This is a genomic window from Acinetobacter sp. YH12201 (assembly GCF_013418145.1).
Lineage (GTDB): Bacteria > Pseudomonadota > Gammaproteobacteria > Pseudomonadales > Moraxellaceae > Acinetobacter.
This window is the reverse complement of the sequence record NZ_VPCP01000147.1, coordinates 1-3,176: the sequence shown is the minus strand read 5'-3', so window position 1 is coordinate 3,176 and position 3,176 is coordinate 1. Positions and strand designations below refer to the sequence as shown.

The 3,176-nt window shown below is 44.1% G+C and carries 1 protein-coding gene; it reads right to left on the bottom strand.

Features of this window, described 5'->3' with window-relative positions:
* Nucleotides 1-167: 167 nt before the first annotated feature.
* Nucleotides 168-2,789, bottom strand: coding sequence for a leucine--tRNA ligase (gene leuS / locus FTU91_RS15965; RefSeq protein WP_180044564.1), 2,622 nt, complete (start codon nucleotides 2,787-2,789; stop codon nucleotides 168-170).
* Nucleotides 2,790-3,176: the final 387 nt, after the last annotated feature.

Below are 3,176 nucleotides of genomic sequence, written 5' to 3'. Positions count from 1 at the left end.
TCATGAAATACGGTATTCTGATGTGACAAAACCTGAATCCTGGTCGTTAAAGTGTTTGTTTGCACTCATATTTTAACTGTTAGGACTCAGGTTTTTTTATTTAAAGCAAACTATGGGACAGCAGTGGGGAAAGCCTCCCTTTTTCAAAGGGAGGTTTGGAGGGATTCTTAAACCACCAAGTTCACTAACTTATTCGGCACCACAATTTCTTTCTTGGTTGGACCGGTCAAGAATTGTTGTACTTCAGGCAATGCTTTGGCTTGTGCCAAGATGTCATCTTTAGATGCATCCACAGACACTTCGAGCTTGCCACGAAGTTTACCGTTGATTTGAACCACAATCGTTTGCGTATTACGTGTTAATGCAGATTTATCTACAGCAGGGAACGCAGCAGTTGTTAATTCAATACCAAACTGAGCCAATAAAGTCTGGCTTAAGTGTGGCGCAAATGGAGCCAATAAAGTCAGAAGTGTGGTGATGGATTCACGAGCAACAGCAACATCGTTGTCATCTTTCGCTTCGAACTTGTTGTTCGCATTTAACAATTCCATCATCGCTGCAATGGCAGTGTTGAAGGCATGACGACGTTCAATGTCATCACCCACTTTCTGGATGGTTTCATGCGTTTTACGGCGTAAGTCTTGCGCAGCCGTTGAAAGTGCCGCTTTGTCGATTGTTGTAGCTGCATTGCCTTGTTCAAGGAAACCTGTTGCCAAACGCCACACGCGTTTCAGGAAGCGGTTTGCACCTTCTACACCTGCATCCGACCATTCAAGTGATTGATCTGGTGGAGCAGCGAACATCATGAATACACGTGCAGTATCTGCGCCGTATTGGTCAATAATTGCTTGCGGGTCGATACCGTTGTTTTTCGATTTCGACATTTTTTCCTGACCGCCAACAACGACTTCTTGACCATCACCAGTGTATTTTGCAGAAAGCACACGACCTTTTTCGTCTTTTTCCAGCTCGATATCCGCAGGGTTAAACCAGGTTTTCTTGCCTGATTCTGCTTCACGGTAGTAAGTATCAGCCAGTACCATACCTTGTGTTAACAAGTTGGTGAACGGTTCATTGCCTTGTACCACGCCTTCATCACGCATCAATTTGTGGAAGAAGCGTGCATAGAGCAAGTGCAGAATCGCGTGTTCAACACCACCGATGTATTGATTTACAGGAAGCCAGGTTTGACCTGCGTCAGGTTTGACCATGCCATCTGTAAAGTCTGGAGATGCATAACGTGCATAATACCAAGATGACTCTACGAATGTATCCAAGGTATCTGTTTCACGACGTGCGTCGCCACCACAGCATGGACATTTGGTTTCGTAGAATTCAGGCATCTTGTTGAGTGGGTTACCTGAACCATCTGGAACGACGTCAGTTGGAAGAACCACAGGAAGTTGCTCTTCTGGCACTGGCACTTGACCACAGGTATCACAGTTGATCATCGGAATTGGACAGCCCCAATAACGCTGACGAGACACACCCCAGTCACGTAGACGGAATTGAACTTTAACGTTGGCAAGACCTTGTGGCTCAAGTTTTGCAAGGAAGGCATCAAATGCACCCTGGAAATCTAAACCGTCAAATTCGCCTGAATTAACCAGTTTACCTTCTTTAGAGCCGTACCATTCTTGCCATTGAGTTGCATCAAAGTCAGCATCATCTGCGCCTTTGGCATCAATCACTTGCTTGATGGTTAAGCCATATTTGTTGGCAAATTCGAAGTCACGCTCATCGTGTGATGGAACCGCCATCACCGCACCTGAACCGTAAGACATCAATACATAGTTCGCGATCCAAACCGGAACTTCTTCACCAGTCATAGGGTGTTTTACAGAAAGACCAGTTGCCATGCCTTTCTTCTCGGCAGTTGCAAGATCGGCCTCTGCTACAGAACCCATACGGCATTCTTCGATGAATGCTTGTAATTCAGGGTTAGTTTCAGCTGCTTTTAGTGCCATAGGGTGTTCTGCTGCAACAGCAACATAAGTCACGCCCATTAAAGTGTCGGCACGAGTGGTAAATACAGTTAAGCCATCTGCATACACTTCAGGATTCGCTGAAGGGAAGGTGATTTCCATCCCTTGTGAGCGACCAATCCAGTTACGTTGCATGGTCAAAACTTGTTGTGGCCAACCGTCTTTTAAAGTTTCTAAATCGTTCAGTAATTCTTGCGCATAATCTGTGATGCGGAAGTAGTACATTGGAATATCGCGTTTTTCAACCAATGCACCTGAACGCCAGCCACGACCATTTTCAACCTGTTCGTTTGCAAGAACAGTTTGGTCTACAGGGTCCCAGTTTACGGTTGAAAGCTTACGGTAGATCAGACCTTTCTTATAAAGCTGAACGAATAACCATTGTTCCCAGCGGTAGTATTCAGGCGTACAAGTTGCAAATTCGCGATCCCAGTCAATCGACAGACCGAGTTTTTTGAGCTGATTACGCATGTAATCGATATTTTCAAAGGTCCATTTTGCAGGTGCAACCTGATGGGCAATCGCCGCGTTTTCAGCAGGTAGACCGAATGCATCCCAACCCATAGGTTGCAACACGGTTTCACCTTTTAGACGGTGGAAACGGCTGATTACGTCACCAATCGTATAGTTACGCACATGACCCATATGCAGTTTGCCACTTGGGTAAGGGAACATCGAGAGGATATAACGACGTGGACCTTCTACAGTGTCGGCAACTTTAAAGGCTTTGCGAGATTCCCAATCCTGTTGGACTTGAGGCTCAATCGCACTGGCTTGGTATTCAGAGTCAATGTGAGTAGTCATATACGTAATACAAGAGAACGGTTAAAAAATTTAGCCCACAGCATAGCGCAAAATGCGATGCAATGTCAGTTTTCAGATCAGGATTTTATCTTCCTGAGCACCAGAAAAGGAACTTTTAAACATATCATTTAATGATCTAATGTTTTTGAATTCGCAAGTTTCTCTTTGTTTTATAAATAAGCTGCTTCTATTGAGGCGTGGATTTCTTGTTATGTGATCGCACCAAACATGTTTGCATAAGGATCTTTCTTATATGTTGTCTCTCTGTACACGACAAATTTCATAGGATCCTTGTCCTATCAGGCTTTTTCTTTCTTAAAATTGCTAGCACTTTCTTAAATTCTTCTTTTTTTCCAAAACCAATCAAACGTAGAATAGCCATTTGAA

What these genes read in the sequence shown, in the direction of transcription:
- leuS (WP_180044564.1), bottom strand. Translation starts at nt 2,789, where the DNA reads ATGACTACTCACATTGACTCTGAATACCAAGCCAGTGCGATTGAGCCT.